The sequence below is a fragment of the Streptomyces sp. NPDC001663 genome (assembly GCF_042893105.1).
GTDB lineage: Bacteria > Actinomycetota > Actinomycetes > Streptomycetales > Streptomycetaceae > Streptomyces.
Genome location: NZ_JBIAUR010000016.1, coordinates 19,722 through 34,261, shown reverse-complemented (window position 1 = coordinate 34,261; position 14,540 = coordinate 19,722). Strand labels below are relative to the sequence as shown.

Sequence of the window (14,540 nt, the reverse complement as noted above, 5' to 3'; positions counted from 1 at the left end):
AGGACACATGCGTCCCACGAGGAGAACGGTCCTGACCGCGACGGCGGCGAGCGCGGCCGCACTGGGGGCCGGCGGCACCGCCCAGGCCGCCGGGCAGGGCGGCCGCCCATTGGCCACCGCACAGCCACCCACCCGTGAACTGCGCGCATTACTCCGGGAGTTGGACGCCGCCCGCATCGAAGCGACGGTCCGCAAGCTCGTCTCCTTCGGCACCCGGCACACCCTCTCCGTCCAGGACGACCCGAACCGCGGCATCGGCGCCGCCCGCGACTGGCTCCTCGCCGAGCTGCGCTCCTACGCCGCCGCCTCCGGCGGCCGGATGACGGCGGAACTCCAGTCGTACGTCCAGGAACCGGCGTCCCGTATCCCCACGGCCACGAAGATCACCAACGTGCTCGCGACCCTGCGCGGCTCGGTGACACCCGAGCGCGTGTACGTCGTCTCCGGGCACTACGACTCCCGGGTCACCGACGTCATGAACGCCACGTCGGACGCGCCGGGCGCGGACGACGACGCGTCCGGGGTGGCCGTCGTACTGGAGCTGGCCCGGGTGATGGCCAGGCGCCGCCCGGCCTCGACGATCGTGTTCGCGGCGGTGGCGGGGGAGGAGCAGGGGCTGTACGGATCGACGTATCTGGCCCAGCAGTCGAAGGCGGCCGGGACGGACGTCCAGGCGATGTTCACCAATGACATCGTCGGCAGTTCCACGGCGGACGACGGCACCAAGGACCCGTACACGATCCGTCTGTTCGCGGAGGGCGTGCCGTCCTCGGAGACCCCGGAGCAGGCGGCGACCCGCAAGGCGGTCGGCGGCGAGAACGACTCCCCCTCCCGCCAACTCGCCCGTTTCGTACGGGACGTGGCCGACAACGACGCCACCGGCATGCACGTCCGGGTCATCTACCGCCGCGACCGCTACCTCCGCGGCGGCGACCACATCCCCTTCCTGGAGCGCGGCTACCCGGCCGCCCGCTTCACCGAGCCGGCCGAGGACTTCGCCCACCAGCACCAGGACGTACGCGTCGACGACAGCGGCAAGCAGTACGGCGACCTCCCGGAGTTCTGCGACTTCGACTTCGTCGAGCGGGTCGCGAGGGTCAACGCGGCGGCCCTGTGGACCCTGGCCCAGGCGCCGGGCACACCCCGGGGCGCCAAGATCCTGACGTCCGCCCTGACCAACTCCACACAGCTGGTGTGGACCCGGGGCACGGAACCGGATCTCGCGGGCTACGAGATCGTCTGGCGCGAGACGACGGCGCCCGAGTGGACGCACGTCGTCCCGGCCGGAGACGTGACGACGTACGAGGTGGACCTGTCGAAGGACAACGTCTTCTTCGGCGTGCGGGCGGTGAACACAAAGGGCCTGCGCAGCCCGGTGGCGTTCCCTGCCCCGCAGTCGTGACCCTCAGATCCAGCCCTGCTCCCAGGCGCGGTGGGCGGCCGCATGCCGAGTGGCCGCCCCCAGCTTGGACATCGCGGCGGACAGGTAGTTGCGCACCGTGCCCTGCGCCAGATGCACCTCGGCGGCGATCTCCGCGACCGACGCCCCGGTCCGGGCCGCGCGCAGGACCTGCAGCTCGCGCTCGCTGAGCGGGCAGTCGTCCTCGGTCAGCGCGGACGCGGCGATGTCGGGGTCGACGTAGCGGCGGCCGGCGGCGATGTCGCGGATGATCTCCGCGAGCCGGGCGGCGGGCGTGGTCTTCGGGACGAACCCGCGGACACCGGCGGCCAGCGCGCGGCGCAGCACGGCGGGGCGCGCGTGTCGGGTCACCAGGACGTTCCGGGTGGGCAGCCCGGCGGCCCGGATCTCCTCGGCGGCGCGCAGCCCGTCGGCGGGCGGCATCTCCAGGTCGAGTACGGCGATATCCGGCCGGTGTTCGAGGGCGAGGCGTACGGCGTCGGTGGTCGTGGCGGCCTCGGCGACCACGGTCAGGTCCGCCTCCAGCCCGAGCAGCGCGGCAAGGGCGCCGCGCAGGAGGTCCTCGTCGTCGGCGAGGAGCAGCCGGATCACCGCACCGCCCCCTGGACGGGCAGCGACGCCGTCACCGTGAACCGGTCGCCGTCGGCCCGCTCCCAGGTCAGCTCCCCGCCCGCCGCCCGCAGTCGCTCGGCGAGCGCGCGCAGTCCGGTGCCGTCCGCGGCGCCCGGCGGGATGTCGGCACCGTCGTTGCCGATCCGCAGCCGGGCCTGCCCGTCGGCGAGGCGGTAGTCCACCTCGGCGAGGCGGGCGTGGCTGTGCCGCAGCACGTTGGTGGTGGCCTCACGCATGACCAGGCCCAGCAGCCCGCGCACGGACTCGTCCAACTCGGCTGCCACGGCGGCCGGTTCGAGGTCCATCCGGGCGTCGATGCCGGCCGCGGCCAGCACCCGGGTCGCGTTGGCGATCTCGTCGTCCAGTGTCGTACGGCGGATCCCCTGCACCACGGCCCGGGTGTCCCGCAGGGCGTCCGCGCACAGCTGCCGTACCTCCTGCATCTCGGCGGCCGCACGCGCCGGGTCGGCCTCGGTGAGACGGGACGCCAACTCCGCCTTCAGCGCGATGACTTGAAGATGATGCCCCTGGATGTCATGCAGGTCGGAGGCGAACCGCAGCCGCTCGTCCTTGACCGCGAGCTCCGCCTCCAGCTGCCGCGCCCGGTCCAGCTGCCCCGCGACGTGCCACGCCCACAGGGGCCCGAGCACCGTCCACACGGTGAACGCGACCAGCCCCGCCGGGAACACCGCGGCATACGCCAACTCCCCGTCCCCGGCGGCCAGGCTGACGGCCCCGCCGGGCACGAGCGCGAGGACGACGGCACCGCCGATCGGCACCCATCTCGCCCGCGTCGGAACGTAGTTCGCCCCGATCGCCACGGTCACCGCGGGCGCGACCGCCCACAGCCCGTAGTTGTGCCGGGCCAGCGGGAACACGGCGAGCACGACCGCGGCGGCACCCGCGACCAGCAGCCACCCCACCGGCGGACGTACCGGATCCCGCTCGTGCAGCAGCCCGCCGAGCAGCACCGCACTCGCCACGGCCGCGACGACGACGGCCGGCGCGACCGGCACCCGGGCCCAGCCCGGCACATCGCCGTCCAGCGCCCAACTCCCGTACGACACCACCATCACGCACACGACGGTGCCGGGCACCGCCCACCAGGTGTAGCGCCGAAAGCTCGCCAGCCCCGCTCCGCGGTCCCTCGCCCCCTCCTCCACGCCGTCATTGTCGCGGGCGGCACGGCCCGAATGACAGATGTCATACGGGGACGTGCGCATCCGGCACTACTGAGGCCGGCCCCGCGAGCGCAGGCTGAAGGGCGTCGAGATACCCCACCCCCGTATATGCCCGGAGACCCGCCATGGCCGATGAGAGCCGCCTGACCCCGCCTACGACGACCCACTGGACCCGTGCCCTGACCCGCCGCTGGCCCACCGTCCTCGCCCTCGCGCTCACCGGCGCCCTGATCGCCAGCGGCTCGGGGGCCGACGGAGGCGACGACGCCGTCACCGGTTACGCGGAGACCCTGCCGCTGCTGCCGTTGCTGTACGTCGTCATCAACCAGGCCGGGAGCCCCCGGGCGACCTGGCCCGTGCTCGGCGCGGGCGTGGTGGCGCTGTTCGCCGTGCAGGCGCAGGACGCGGTCTCGCCGGGTGGTGTGTTGCTCGCCGTGGCGCTGGCCGTGCTGCTGTGGGGCGTGGTGCGCGGGGCGCCGCACGGGCGGACGGTGCTGGGGATCCAGGCCGCGGGGGCGGTCGTCTTCGGCGCGCTGGCGGTGACAGGGCTCGTGGTGGATCCGGACATCGGCCGGTACGCGGTGGCGGCGGGCTGGTTCTTCCACGGTGTGTGGGACTTCGCCCACCTGCGGCTGGAACGGCTGAAGGGCATTGTGGCCCCGAGCTTCGCGGAGTGGTGCGCCGTGGTGGACGCGGTGGTCGGCCTGGAGCTGCTGTTTCTCAGGTAGTCACGGTCCCTCGGCAGCCGCCGTCACCTGGGCTCGGGCGGCCGCTGCCGGGGCATGTTCGGGCGGGCGCCCGTCCCCGGAGGCAGCGGGAAGCGCCCGTGCAGGCTCCCGTTCTCCTGCCGGCCGCCCGCGGCCACCGCCGACTGGATCCCCATCGGTGCCGAACCCGTCCGGAACTCCACCATCCAGTCGGCGGTCTCCGTACGCACCAGCTCCGTCACGTCCTCCGAGAACTTCCGCAGCACCCCTAGGCACCGCTCGGCGGCCTCGCCCGCCGTGCCCTCCGCCGGCCCCAGCACTTCTCGCACACTCTCCGAGGCCCAGTCGAACTGGAGCACCTGCAGCCGCCGCGTCACGGCCTGTGCGGTGGCCACGTCCCTTATCCAGCCGGACGTCACGCCGAAGAACCGATCCACCGCCATGCACGCGACCGCGAGCAGCAGTGCCAGATACCCCCACGGGGCCACCCCGCCGACGACGCCGGTCAGGTCCAGCAGCGGCAGCGCGGCCCCGGCGGCGGCCCCCACCGCGGCCCCGCCGCGCAGCATCCGCGCCCCGCGCCGCTTCCACACCCGGTCCGCGAGATACCAGGCGGCCGTGTCCAGCGCGCCCCGCTCCACCCACAGGTACAGCTCGTGCAGCCGCTCCGCCGGCTCGCCCCAGTCGCCGAGCGGAAACGACCGTCCGACCAGATCGCCCGGCCGCAGCCCGGCCGGGCCCTCGCCGCGTCCGTCCTGGGGCGGACCCTCGGGCTGCATCTCCGGCTGACCCACCCGCACTCCCTACTGATCACGACCTTGATCACGACCCTGATCACGACCGAACACGTTGCGTGACACCCGCTGCCGATGTGCCGGATCCTTCCTACCGCCCAATGGGTGGCGAAGCCCCGGGTTTCACCCCTATTCCGCCCGGAAGTGGGTCTTGATCAGGTATAGGACTCGGCGACAACTCACTCGAAAGAGTGCTGGGGCGATGGCTGCCGCGACCACGTAGGCTCGTGCCAGGCGGGAAGGGCCCGCCCACACAGCCGTACGAAACCAGGAGCTGATCGTGATTCCCGGTGGTGGCCAGCCCAATATGCAGCAGCTGCTCCAGCAGGCCCAGAAGATGCAGCAGGACCTGCAGCGGGCGCAGGAGGAACTGGCGCAGACCGAGGTGGACGGACAGGCGGGCGGCGGCCTGGTGAAGGCCACCGTCACCGGCTCCGGCGAGCTGCGCGCGCTGAAGATCGACCCCAAGGCGGTCGACCCCGAGGACACCGAGACCCTCGCGGACCTGATCGTCGCGGCGGTCCAGGCGGCCAACGAGAACGCCCAGAACCTCCAGCAGCAGAAGCTCGGCCCGCTGGCCCAGGGCCTGGGCGGCGGCAGCGGCATCCCGGGCCTGCCCTTTTAGGTAACCGGACCTGCCTTTCTAAGAGAGGCGTCCGCCAACTACCGTACGTACGTGTAAGGAACCCCGGGAAGGACGGCAGTCCGTGTACGAAGGCGTGGTGCAGGACCTCATCGACGAGCTGGGGCGGTTGCCCGGCGTCGGTCCCAAGAGCGCCCAGCGGATCGCCTTCCACATCCTGCAGGCGGAACCGACGGACGTACGGCGGCTCGCGCAGGCCCTGATGGAGGTCAAGGCGAAGGTCCGCTTCTGCGCGACGTGCGGCAACGTCGCGCAGGAGGAGCTGTGCAACATCTGCCGCGACGCCCGCCGCGACCCCTCCGTCATCTGTGTGGTGGAGGAGCCGAAGGACGTGGTGGCGATCGAGCGGACCCGCGAGTTCAGGGGCCGCTACCACGTGCTCGGCGGAGCGATCAGCCCCATCGAGGGTGTGGGCCCCGACGACCTGCGTATACGAGAACTTCTCGCGAGGTTGGCCGACGGTACGGTCACGGAGCTGATCCTGGCCACTGACCCGAACCTGGAGGGCGAGGCCACAGCCACCTACCTCGCCCGCATGATCAAGCCCATGGGCCTCAAGGTCACCCGCCTGGCCAGCGGCCTCCCGGTGGGTGGCGACCTGGAATACGCGGACGAGGTGACCCTCGGCCGCGCCTTCGAGGGGAGACGACTCCTAGATGTCTGACGCCACGCTGCATGCCACGACGCAGGATCCGGACGATTTCGCGGTCCAGATCGCCGACCAGGTGGAGAGCTTCCTGGTGGCCGTCACGGAGGTGGCGAAGGGCGACGAGCCCGACTCGGCCGTCCCCTTCCTCCTCCTGGAGGTCTCCCAGCTCCTGCTGGCCGGCGGCCGCCTCGGCGCGCACGAGGACATCGTCCCCGACGAGCGCTACGAGCCCGACACGGGCCCGGACGCCGACGTGGACGAACTCCGCGAGAACCTGGCCCGCCTCCTGGACCCGATCGACGTGTACTCGGAGGTCTTCGACCCCTACGAGCCCCGCAAGGCCCCCGTCCCGGCCCGCATCTCCGACGACCTGACGGACGTCATCACCGACCTCCGCCACGGCATGGCCCACTACCGCGCGGGCCGCACCACCGAGGCCCTGTGGTGGTGGCAGTTCTCCTACTTCTCCAACTGGGGCTCGACGGCGTCGGCAACCCTGCGGGCGCTCCAGTCCGTGGTCGCACACGTCCGCCTGAACCAGCCGTTGGAGGAACTGGACGGGCTGGACACCGACCAGCCGGCGATGGGGGACGAGACGCTGGAGTTCGAGGCGGGCAAGGTGATGGCGGAGGAGATCGGGGCACCGTTGGGGATGCAGCCGGGCAAGTGAGCCTTCAGCCCGCGGCGGCAAGCAGCTGTACGTACGCCCTTGCCGCCGAACTGCTGCACACCGAGCGGCCAGTTGTGCCGCCGCACCTCGCCCGGAGCGAGCAGGAAATACATCCACCGGAAGCCGGTCACCTCGCAGACGATGGGGCCGGCATCCCCGTCGGCGGCCTCCATGAGCCGGGTGGCGACGAGCTCCCCCCCGTACGCCCTCGATCCGGACGGCGTCGAAGTAGACGCCCGCCAGGCGGAGTTGATGCCCGGAGGCCGGGATCCACTCCAGCAGGTCGATTAGATCGTTCATGGTCACACAGTGCGGTGCCGGAGGCTACGCTCGGTAGCGACGGAGGTGATACCCGCTGCGCCCCGAACTCCACATCGCCGCTCCCGCCTGGGCGGCCTTCATTTCCGCAGTTCAGCCTGGAGCTTGAGCCTCGGGCTTCGAGCTCTTCCAACGGGGCCCTTCGGCGCGACAGCGAAGCTCCCCGAGCCGGTGAACATGACCCTCGACACCGAGCCCCTCAAGGAGTTCGTGGACTGAGCCGTCCACCCGTCACAGCCCCCACACCCCCTTGCCGACCGCGGTGACCCCGCCCGCCAACGCCAGCCCCAACACCAGCAGGCGGGCTCGCCCCTCCGGTATCTGCTCGGCCAGCCCCCGCCCGATCACCGCCCCCACCACCATCGCGGCGACGACCCACCCCCACCGCGCACCACTCAGCCGCGGCACGCCATTGGCCGCCACCGAGAACGCGTTCACGACCACCCCGTAGAACTGCGCGTTCGGCACGAACTCCCGTACCGTCCAGCCCGCGTTGACCGCGTACAACGACACCGGCGGCCCGCCCACCCCCGCCGCCGAGTTCATGAACCCACCCATCGCGCCCGCCGCGACCGCCCCCTTGGCCCCGCGCAACGCGGGCACCCGCGCACCCCCCATCACCAGCAGCACGGCGACCGTCACCAGAGCGCCCATCACCAACAGCAGGGCGGGCTCCGGCAGTTGGCGGGTCAGCCACGCCCCCGCCGGCACCGTGCACGCCGCCGCCGCGCACAGTGGCACCATTGAGCCGGGTCGCACTCGCCGCCAGCCGCCCGCCAACCCCACGACGCTGATGGCCCCCGCGGCGCAGTTGGCGAGGACCACACCCTCGGCCGGTCCGAGCAGAAGCACGAGCGCAGGTACGGCGACCAGCGCGAATCCCATGCCGGTCAGCCACTGCACGGAGGAGCCGAGCAGCACGATGGCCGCCAGAAGTGCGTCGCCCGTCAAACCGCTCGTTGTCATCACCAAGGTGTAGTCCGCTACACCCTCCCTTCGGGAGAGCACTCCCTCGTTGCGGCCCCCGGGAAACGGGATCGTTGATCTCGCCAGGTCAACAGCCCCGTACCGGGGGCTCGTTCCGAAGGAAAACGCCGTGAAGTCGCTGCTGTCCTCCAAGCCCGCCCTCTGGTTCCTCTTCCTCTTCAACGCCGTCGTCGCCGCGGTCGCCCCCTTCGTGGTCGACGGCACGCAGGGCGTCATGACCGCCGTGGGAATGGGCGTCGTCTCGGCCGGAGCGGGTGTGAGTCTCCTGCGCAACCGAGCGTGAGTGGGTAGTCGCTCCATGTGAGTTGGGTGCGTCTTGGATCTGCGCTGTACGACGCCTGCACGGGCCCTAACCAGCGAAAAGCGAGTCTGGAGTCACTTCCTCAGCAGGAACCCGCCAGACCCGCACCGAACTGGAGACAGCGATGACCCGTCGTTCCATAAGCAAGCGCGTAGCCGTCGTCACCGCCACCGCCGTGGTCGCCCTCGGCACCGTGGGCACCGTCGCCGCCACCGCCGGTCCGAAGCACGAGGCCAGGCCCACCAAGTCGCAGATCGCCGGCCTGTTCGACAACTGGAACAGAGCTCTGCAGACCGGCGACTCGGACAAGGTCGCGGACCTGTACGCGAAGAACGCGGTCCTCCTGCCCACCGTCTCCAACAAGGTCCGCACCGACCGTGCCGAGATCGTCGACTACTTCGACCACTTCCTGCAGAACAAGCCCGTCGGCACGAAGGTCAAGACGATCGTCAACGTCCTCGACAGCAACTCCGCCATCGACACCGGCATCTACGAGTTCACGCTCACCGACCACGACACGGGCAAGAAGAGCGTCGTCGAGGCCCGCTACACCTACACGTACGAGAAGATCGGCGGCAAGTGGCTGATCGTCAACCACCACTCCTCGGCGATGCCCGAGAAGTAGTCGTCAGCCACCGGCGCGCTGTGCGGCCGCCCGTAGGCGGATCTCCACGCACAGCCCGCCGCCGGGGGCGTCCCGCAGGGCCACGGTTCCGCCGTCGTCGGTCACCAGCTGCTTGACGACGGCGAGGCCGAGGCCGGAGCCGGAGCGCCCGGTCAGGCCCTGGCCGCGCCAGAAGCGGTCGAAGGCGCGGGACTTCTCCGCGTCGGACATGCCCGGGCCCTCGTCCAGGACGGAGAGGGCCACCTCGTCGCCCGCGGTCTCGACCCGGACGGTGATGGTGCCCGAGTCCGGCGAGACCTCCAGGGCATTCGAGAGCACGTTGTCCAGCACCTGGTCCAGATGACCGGGGCTGGCCAGCACAGACGGCCGGCCGTCGGCACTCCCCCCGAGCGTGATGGTGACTCCACGCTCGTCGGCGGCCGGTCTCCACACCGACAGGCGTTCCTGCACGATGTCCGGCAGCGACAGCGGTTCCGCCGCCGTCACCTTCGCCTCCGCCCGCGCCAGCACCAGCAGGCCGTTGACCAGCCGGCTCATCCGTACGACCTCCGCGGTCGCCTGCTCCACGTCCTCCCGTACGAACTCGTCGTCCACCCCGTCCGCGATGTTGTCCAGCGACAGACGCAACGCCGTGAGGGGCGTGCGGAGTTGGTGGGAGGCGTCCGCGACGAAGATCCGCTGGGAAGCCACCAGGGTGTCCAGGCGTTCCGCGCCCTGGTTGAGGGTGCGCGCCAGCGTCTGGGTCTCCGGCGGTCCCGTCACCGGCGAGCGCGCGGTCAGGTCGCCGTCGCTGAACTTGCTCGCCATGCCGTTGAGTTCGCGCAGCGGGGCGGTGATCCGCCGGGCCGCCACCGCGCCGATCAGCGCCGCCACCCCGAGCACCGCCACCGCGAGCCCCGCCCTGAAGCCCCAGATCGTCCACAGCCTGTGGGTGAGATGGGACGTCGAGTACACGATCCGTACGGCGCCCACGACCTGGTCGTCCTGCTTGGCGGGCACCGTGATCACCAGGTTGCGGCCCCAGATGAAGTCCGAGCCCCAGTCGGTGGTCGACTCGCCCTTCTCCAGGGCCTTCGTCAGCGCCGCGTCCCCCTCGGGGCGGGGCACGTCCGCCGCGCACCGGTCCGTGGTCGTGACCTGGACCTTGTCCTTGGTCTCGAAGGCGTACGCCTCGGCCATCCTCGTCAGCGCCCCGCACGAGGCCTCGTCACGACTGGCCAGCAGCAGCGCCATGGTGGTCGCCTCGCGCTTGACCGACAGCTCGGTGTCGTCCCGCAGCTGGTTGGTGAGCGTGAAGGCCACCGGCACGGTGAACAGCAGGATGGCGACGGCGACGAGCAGGATGTAACTGCGGATGAGCCGGCGGTTCATGACGCCCCGGCGTCCTTGACGATCTCCAGCCGGAAGCCGACCCCGCGCACCGCCTCGACGGTGATGATCCCCATGAACTTCCGCCGCAGCGCCGCCACATGCACATCGAGCGTCTTGGTCGGCCCGAACCAGTTCGCGTCCCAGACCGCTTCCATGATCTGCTCCCGGGACATCAGCGCGCCCGGCTCCTCGGTGAGGAACGACAGCAGGTCGTACTCCTTGGGCGCGAGGGCGACCTCCTCGCCGTCCACGTGCACCCGGGCCGCCTTGCGGTCGATCGTCAGCCGGGACCCGTACCGGTCCGGACCTCCCGCGGCCTCCTCCGGCGTACGGGGCTGCACGCGCCGCATCACCGCCCGTATCCGCGCGATGACCTCCCGGACCCCGAACGGCTTGGACACGTAGTCGTCCGCGCCGAGCTCCAGGCCCACCACCCGGTCCGTCTCGTCGCTGCGCGCGCTGATCACGATGATCGGCACGTCACCGCGCTCGCGCAGCGCCTTGCACACGTCGAGGCCGTCGGTGTCGGGCAGCCCGAGATCGAGGAGTACGACGTCGTACGGATCCTTGTGGCTCAGCGCCGCGCCGCCCGTGGTGACCCACTCGACCGCGAAGCCGTAGCGGATCAGGCCACGGCGCAGGGACTCGGCGACCGGCTCATCGTCTTCCACCAGAAGTACGCGCACAGGCGAACCCTAATGCTTGAAATTTAAAGACGACCGAAAGTGATCGGCGGCGGCCGATCGCCGAGTCCGTACGGCCTCAGGACCCTCAGGCGGTCACCACATCACCGGCAACCGCTCCGGGATCCGCTTCATGAACCCCGTCCGCCACACCAGCTGCTCGACCGGCACCGCGAGCCGCAGCCGCGGCATCCGCTCCAGCAGGGTCTCCAGGGCGATCTCGGCATGCCTGCGGCCGAGCGCGGTGGCGGGGCAGTAGTGGCGGCCGCCGCCGAAGGAGAGGTGGGCCGTGCTGTTGGCGCGGCTCAGGTCGACGGTGTGCGGGTCGGGGAAGGCGGCCGGGTCGAAGTTCGCGCCCTCGACCAGGACCAGCACCAGCTCGCCGGCCGCGACCTTCACGTCGCCGAGGAGTACGTCCTCGGTCGCGAGCCTCGGCAGTCCGTCGCCGATGGAGAGGTTGATGCGGAGCAGCTCGTCCACGGCCGCGGGGATCTTCCCGGGGTCCGCGACCAGCTCCTCCTGCAACTCCGGGTGCTGGATCAGCGACACCAGCGCCATGGTGAGGAAGCCGGACGTCGAGATGACGCCCGCGCCGAACATCGTCACGCCGACCGTCGCGAGCATCTCGTCGGTGAGGTGCGCGTAGTCGGGGTCGTCGCGCAGGGCGGCGATCTCGGCCATCAGACCCGTGGTCGACGGGTCGTCCAGCCGCTCGGTCATGTACGCGATGTCCCGGTCCCAGTTGAGCCGGGCGCCGGTGACCGGGCAGGCCGAGTTCATGAACGCGATGTCCAGGCTGCGCATCAGCCGGGGCGCGTCCGCCTGCGGGATGCCGAGGATGCGGCAGTGCATGCCGGACGAGTACGGGTCGGCGAAACCGCCCCGCAGGTCGACGGGGGCGCCCTCGCGGACCAGCCCGTCGACGAGCTCAGCGGCGTAGGACCAAAGCCACTCCGCCAGTCCCGGGCTCTTCGGATTGAGCGCCTTGAGCACGGCCTTGCGCAGTCCGGCGCCGGTGATGTTCCCCATGTTGTTGACGACCTCGGGCGGGATCGTCAGCGCGTACTGCCGGGGCACGCCCGGGGCCGAGGTGTCCTTCAGGCTGAACCGGGGGTCCTCCAGGACCTGCTTGCACAGTTCGTACGACGACACGAGCCACGCCACGTCGCCCGCGATGGTGCGCACGCGCCGTACGGGAGTCGTGGAGCGCAACTCCTCGACCTCGGCGGGGAGTTGGTCGCCCCGCCAGGAGAACGGGAAGTCGATGAGCAGGTCAGCGGACATCCGTGTCCCCCTCGGCCGGCGTGACGATGGCATGGCCCTGGTTGCGGGAGGCGCGCAGCCCCGCGCCGGGCGAGTAGAGCAGCTCGGCCATCGGCAGGAGCTGGTGGTAGCAGTTGAGGGAGGAGGGGACGCCCAGGATGGCGGGGGTGTCCAGGAAGAGGGGCGCCTCGGCGGTGACGTACTCCATGCAGACCTCGCGCTGCCGGACGGTCACCTGCTGGTCCTTGGTCGCGAGGAAGGCGTCGACGAGTTGTTCGCAGGTCGTGCGGAACTCGTCGTCGGAGGTCAGGCGGGTGCGCAGGTCCTCGTGGATCTCGCGGTAGGCGGTGTTGTCGCGGAAGTCGGACATGGCGTGCGCCCGGAGGCGGCTGCCACCGGGGTCGGCTTCCTGCACGGCGCCGAGGACCTTGGCCCGCACGCCGCGCAGGTTCTTCACCGCCTTGCGGCGCGCGTCGTCGGCCGTATAGCCGGACGCCTCGTACATCTCGGCCACGTGCAGGTCCGTGTAGACGAAGTCCACGCGCTCGAAGAGGGCGAGGCCCCAGTGGGCCAGGTCGTGGATCCGGCTCGCGGAGAAATAGCTGTTGCCGGGGGAGACGCCGATCACGGCGTGGTCGGCGGCGGTGAGGATGACCTCGCAGTGGGGAGTGAAGGGCCGGACCTCGAAGAGGTCGGCGGGTGTGACGTGCTGGATCTCGGAAACGGTCGCAGTCGTCAAGGAAGGAGAATCCTTCGCGTCGCTAGTCCCGATGGAGCCGTGTGCTCCTGGTGTGGCGACGACGACGCGAAGTTATCGGGCGGCTACTCAGAGCGTCAACGGGTGACCTGGCCCACTTTGCGGAGTGTTCACGTCGGGGTGGGGCAGGGTCCGTGCTGGAGCGGCCGGTCTCACCATGTGGTTCCACGTGGGTGGATTTCGGGCGCTCGATAAAATGAGCCGACCGCAGTACGGATGCGTATCTGCGGAAAGATACGGGACGAGCGAGGAGCGCACGTGGGCCTTGTCGTGCAGAAGTACGGAGGCTCCTCCGTAGCCGATGCCGAGGGCATCAAGCGCGTCGCCAAGCGAATCGTGGAAGCGAAGAAGAACGGCAACCAGGTGGTTGTCGTCGTTTCCGCGATGGGCGACACGACGGACGAGCTGATCGATCTCGCCGAGCAGGTATCTCCGATGCCGGCCGGGCGTGAGTTCGACATGCTACTGACCGCCGGAGAGCGTATCTCCATGGCACTGCTGGCCATGGCGATCAAAAACCTGGGCCACGAGGCCCAGAGCTTCACCGGCAGCCAGGCAGGCGTCATCACCGACTCCGTCCACAACAAAGCCCGGATCATCGACGTGACGCCCGGTCGTATCCGTACCGCGCTGGACGAGGGCAACATCGCCATCGTCGCCGGTTTCCAGGGCGTCAGCCAGGACAAGAAGGACATCACCACGCTCGGGCGCGGTGGGTCCGACACCACCGCGGTGGCGCTGGCGGCCGCCCTCGACGCCGAGGTGTGCGAGATCTACACCGACGTCGACGGCGTGTTCACCGCCGACCCGCGCGTGGTGAAGAAGGCGAAGAAGATCGACTGGATCTCCTTCGAGGACATGCTGGAGCTCGCCGCCTCCGGTTCCAAGGTGCTGCTCCACCGCTGCGTGGAGTACGCCCGCCGCTACAACATCCCGATCCACGTCCGGTCCAGCTTCAGCGGACTGCAGGGCACGTGGGTCAGCAGTGAGCCGATCGAGCAAGGGGACAAGAAGGTGGAGCAGGCCATCATCTCCGGTGTCGCGCACGACACCTCCGAGGCCAAGGTCACGGTCGTCGGCGTCCCGGACAAGCCGGGCGAGGCCGCCTCGATCTTCCGTGCCATCGCCGATGCCGAGATCAACATCGACATGGTCGTGCAGAACGTGTCCGCCGCCTCCACCGGGCTGACGGACATCTCCTTCACCCTCCCCAAGACCGAGGGCCGCAAGGCCATCGACGCCCTGGAGAAGGCGAAGACCGCGATCGGCTTCGACTCGCTGCGTTACGACGACCAGATCGGCAAGATCTCCCTGGTCGGCGCCGGCATGAAGACCAATCCCGGTGTCACGGCGTCCTTCTTCGAGGCGCTCTCCGACGCGGGCGTGAACATCGAGCTGATCTCGACCTCCGAGATCCGCATCTCGGTCGTCACGCGTGGCGACGACGTGCCGGACGCCGTGCGCGCGGTCCACTCCGCCTTCGGGCTCGACTCCGACAGCGACGAGGCCGTTGTCTACGGAGGCACCGGGCGATGACCAGCGCCTGCCGTCACCTTCCC

Annotated in this window: 16 protein-coding genes; 8 read left to right on the top strand and 8 right to left on the bottom strand. The window is 70.5% G+C overall.

Annotated elements, in window-relative coordinates:
• Positions 1-7 precede the first annotated feature (7 nt).
• A complete protein-coding gene (locus ACFY1L_RS40545; protein WP_388836413.1) occupies positions 8-1,402 on the top strand; it encodes a M20/M25/M40 family metallo-hydrolase in 1,395 nt (464 codons plus the stop codon).
• 3 nt (positions 1,403-1,405) lie between these two features.
• Here the strand turns inward: ACFY1L_RS40545 and ACFY1L_RS40540 are convergent, their stop codons facing one another.
• Both ACFY1L_RS40540 and ACFY1L_RS40535 read right to left on the bottom strand, forming a co-directional pair.
• Positions 1,406-2,011 carry a DNA-binding response regulator gene (locus ACFY1L_RS40540; protein WP_388836410.1) on the bottom strand — a complete coding sequence of 202 codons (606 nt, stop codon included), beginning with the start codon at positions 2,009-2,011 and terminating at the stop codon, positions 1,406-1,408.
• Entirely contained in the window at positions 2,008-3,195 is a 1,188-nt protein-coding gene (locus tag ACFY1L_RS40535; protein ID WP_388836407.1) for a sensor histidine kinase, read from the bottom strand. Before ACFY1L_RS40535 ends, ACFY1L_RS40540 begins: the two co-directional genes overlap by 4 nt.
• A gap of 143 nt (positions 3,196-3,338) precedes the next feature.
• Between ACFY1L_RS40535 and ACFY1L_RS40530 the strand changes: the two genes are divergently transcribed.
• Entirely contained in the window at positions 3,339-3,941 is a 603-nt protein-coding gene (locus ACFY1L_RS40530; protein WP_388836404.1) for a hypothetical protein, read from the top strand.
• 23 nt (positions 3,942-3,964) lie between these two features.
• Here the strand turns inward: ACFY1L_RS40530 and ACFY1L_RS40525 are convergent, their stop codons facing one another.
• The gene (locus ACFY1L_RS40525; RefSeq protein ID WP_388836401.1) at positions 3,965-4,714 is read right to left on the bottom strand and encodes an SLATT domain-containing protein; all 750 of its coding nucleotides are present in this window, start codon (positions 4,712-4,714) and stop codon (positions 3,965-3,967) included.
• Positions 4,715-4,994: 280 nt separating this feature from the next.
• Between ACFY1L_RS40525 and ACFY1L_RS40520 the strand changes: the two genes are divergently transcribed.
• The 3 genes from ACFY1L_RS40520 (at position 4,995) to ACFY1L_RS40510 (ending at position 6,676) form a co-directional block, all read left to right on the top strand.
• Positions 4,995-5,339, top strand: a complete 345-nt coding sequence (locus ACFY1L_RS40520; RefSeq protein ID WP_030942250.1) for a YbaB/EbfC family nucleoid-associated protein — start codon at positions 4,995-4,997, stop codon at positions 5,337-5,339.
• A gap of 82 nt (positions 5,340-5,421) precedes the next feature.
• Positions 5,422-6,021, top strand: a complete 600-nt coding sequence (gene recR, locus ACFY1L_RS40515) for a recombination mediator RecR (RefSeq protein WP_361275583.1) — start codon at positions 5,422-5,424, stop codon at positions 6,019-6,021.
• Complete coding sequence (locus ACFY1L_RS40510) at positions 6,014-6,676, top strand: DUF5063 domain-containing protein (RefSeq protein WP_388836397.1); 663 nt, start codon at positions 6,014-6,016, stop codon at positions 6,674-6,676. The genes recR and ACFY1L_RS40510 overlap by 8 nt, the downstream gene beginning before the upstream one ends.
• 549 nt (positions 6,677-7,225) lie before the next feature.
• Here ACFY1L_RS40510 and ACFY1L_RS40505 read toward each other — a convergent pair.
• On the bottom strand, positions 7,226-7,960 hold the full coding sequence (locus tag ACFY1L_RS40505) for a TSUP family transporter (RefSeq protein ID WP_388836394.1): 735 nt from the start codon (positions 7,958-7,960) through the stop codon (positions 7,226-7,228).
• A 130-nt stretch (positions 7,961-8,090) separates the two neighbouring features.
• Between ACFY1L_RS40505 and ACFY1L_RS40500 the strand changes: the two genes are divergently transcribed.
• Both ACFY1L_RS40500 and ACFY1L_RS40495 read left to right on the top strand, forming a co-directional pair.
• Entirely contained in the window at positions 8,091-8,264 is a 174-nt protein-coding gene (locus ACFY1L_RS40500) for a hypothetical protein (RefSeq protein WP_388836392.1), read from the top strand.
• 142 nt (positions 8,265-8,406) lie between these two features.
• Positions 8,407-8,907 (top strand): SgcJ/EcaC family oxidoreductase, encoded by a 501-nt coding sequence (locus ACFY1L_RS40495; RefSeq protein WP_388836389.1) that lies wholly within the window; start codon positions 8,407-8,409, stop codon positions 8,905-8,907.
• A gap of 3 nt (positions 8,908-8,910) precedes the next feature.
• Here ACFY1L_RS40495 and ACFY1L_RS40490 read toward each other — a convergent pair whose 3' ends face one another.
• From ACFY1L_RS40490 to ACFY1L_RS40475, 4 genes are all read right to left on the bottom strand, one after another.
• Positions 8,911-10,278 carry an ATP-binding protein gene (locus ACFY1L_RS40490; protein WP_388836387.1) on the bottom strand — a complete coding sequence of 456 codons (1,368 nt, stop codon included), beginning with the start codon at positions 10,276-10,278 and terminating at the stop codon, positions 8,911-8,913.
• Positions 10,275-10,964, bottom strand: coding sequence for a response regulator transcription factor (locus ACFY1L_RS40485; RefSeq protein WP_388836384.1), 690 nt, complete (start codon positions 10,962-10,964; stop codon positions 10,275-10,277). Before ACFY1L_RS40485 ends, ACFY1L_RS40490 begins: the two co-directional genes overlap by 4 nt.
• Positions 10,965-11,057: 93 nt before the next feature.
• The gene (locus tag ACFY1L_RS40480; RefSeq protein WP_388836382.1) at positions 11,058-12,245 is read right to left on the bottom strand and encodes a cytochrome P450; all 1,188 of its coding nucleotides are present in this window, start codon (positions 12,243-12,245) and stop codon (positions 11,058-11,060) included.
• Positions 12,235-12,963, bottom strand: coding sequence for a tRNA-dependent cyclodipeptide synthase (locus ACFY1L_RS40475; RefSeq protein ID WP_388836379.1), 729 nt, complete (start codon positions 12,961-12,963; stop codon positions 12,235-12,237). Before ACFY1L_RS40475 ends, ACFY1L_RS40480 begins: the two co-directional genes overlap by 11 nt.
• A gap of 276 nt (positions 12,964-13,239) precedes the next feature.
• Here ACFY1L_RS40475 and ACFY1L_RS40470 point away from each other — a divergent pair, with 276 nt between their 5' ends.
• Positions 13,240-14,517 (top strand): aspartate kinase, encoded by a 1,278-nt coding sequence (locus ACFY1L_RS40470; protein ID WP_388836376.1) that lies wholly within the window; start codon positions 13,240-13,242, stop codon positions 14,515-14,517.
• The last annotated feature ends 23 nt before the right edge of the window (positions 14,518-14,540 follow it).